At 61.8% G+C, this 1,575-nt stretch carries 2 protein-coding genes and 1 pseudogene; all 3 read right to left on the bottom strand.

Annotated features, from left to right (window positions below):
- The coding region (locus tag EOD15_RS33985; RefSeq protein WP_185929158.1) for a glycogen/starch/alpha-glucan phosphorylase at positions 1 to 414 on the bottom strand (414 nt) is incomplete at its 3' end.
- Positions 415 to 648: 234 nt separating this feature from the next.
- Positions 649 to 1,431, bottom strand: a complete 783-nt coding sequence (locus EOD15_RS33980; protein WP_164761817.1) for an ATP-binding cassette domain-containing protein — start codon at positions 1,429 to 1,431, stop codon at positions 649 to 651.
- 2 nt (positions 1,432 to 1,433) lie between these two features.
- Positions 1,434 to 1,575: pseudogene (locus EOD15_RS33975) on the bottom strand (ABC transporter permease); the annotation flags it as partial.

The following is a 1,575-nucleotide window of genomic DNA, read 5'->3' as shown; positions in this document are numbered from 1 at the left end:
GAAGCAGGCCGCGAGCCGGCCGAGGCCGCCATTGCCGAGCGCCGCATCGGGCTCGAGTGCTGCAATCAAGTCGAGGTCGACACCCAACGACGACAGCGCCTCGCGCATGTTGTCCATCAGGCCCAGATTGGAGAAAGCATCGCGCATCAGGCGGCCGATGAGGAATTCCAGCGACAGATAATAGACGCGCTTTTCCTTCTGGTCGTAAGCCTCTCTCGTCGCCTGCATCCAGTGATCGACGATCCGGTCGCGCACGACCTTGATCGAGGCGGTCAGCCAGTCGTACTGGGTCGCAACGGTGGTGTCCTTGCCGACCCTGTATTTGAGGGCAACCAAGACTTCACGTGCGAGTGTCTTTGGGTCAGGATTTTCGAGCAGTGGCGGAAGGGGTTCGGATGTCATCGCGCTCGTCATGATGCCTCTCGTGCGGTTGCCATGATCATACCGGCTTTCATCGCTCCTCCCAGCCCATGCTAGCTGATACCGCCATATATTCAATCGATTTAAACAGGTTCGCTCCGGCTTGCCCCCTGCGGCAATTTGGCAATTCTGAACTGTGACGCGCCAAGACGGCCCGCGCGCCGCGCTTCAAATCCCTGTTCCGTGCTTGCCGTTGTCGCCATGCGCCAGCCACTTGGGCGACATGTATCAAGCCGCCAGCGCCGCCTCCGGCGGGGCCTTGGCTCCGGTCATGAAGGCGACGGCGTCGGACATCGTATATTGCTTGGGGTCGATGACGGCGAGGCGACGGCCCAGCCGATGGATGTGAATGCGATCGGCCACTTCGAAGACATGCGGCATGTTGTGCGAGATCAGCACGATCGGGAGGCCGCGCTTCTTGACGTCGAGGATCAACTCGAGCACGCGGCGGCTTTCCTTGACGCCAAGGGCGGCCGTCGGCTCGTCCATGATCACCACACGACTGCCAAAGGCGGCCGCACGCGCCACGGCAACGCCCTGCCTTTGGCCGCCCGAGAGCGTCTCCACAGCCTGGCTGATGTTCTGGATGGTCATCAGGCCAAGTTCGGTAAGCTTGTCGCGGGCGCGCTTTTCCATCGCCGGGCGATCGAGCATGCGAAGCCAATCGCCCAGAAAACCCGGTTTACGGATTTCGCGGCCAAGGAACATGTTGTCGGCGATCGACAGCGCCGGCGACAGCGCCAGGTTTTGGTAGACGGTCTCGATACCGGCTTCGCGGGCCTCCATCGGCGATTTGAAGGAGACGGGTTTTCCTTCGAGCTGGATCTCGCCTTCATCGGGCGCGGCAGCGCCGGAAATCGCCTTGATGAGCGACGATTTGCCGGCGCCATTGTCACCGATGACAGCAAGGATTTCGCCGGGGTAGAGGTCGAAGTCGGCGTTGTCGAGGGCGGTGACGCGGCCGTAGCGCTTGACCAGGCCACGCGCGGTGAGAATGGGTTCTTGGGTCATGGTCATGCCGAAACCTTTCTGATCCATTGGTCGACTGCCACGGCGCCGATGATCAGCACACCGGTGAGCAGAACCTTCCATTGCGGATCGGCCCCCAGCATGTTGAGGCCCATGGAGACGACGCCGACGATCATCGCGCCGAAC

The organism is Mesorhizobium sp. M7A.T.Ca.US.000.02.2.1, from assembly GCF_003996995.1.
Classification (GTDB): Bacteria; Pseudomonadota; Alphaproteobacteria; order Rhizobiales; family Rhizobiaceae; genus Mesorhizobium.
Note: the sequence above shows the minus strand (reverse complement) of the source record. Positions and strands in the feature narration are given on the sequence as shown.

Bases quoted from the DNA above. Each gene is read 5' to 3' on its own strand.
- EOD15_RS33980 (WP_164761817.1), bottom strand. From the start codon at position 1,431: ATGACCCAAGAACCCATTCTCACCGCGCGTGGCCTGGTCAAGCGCTAC.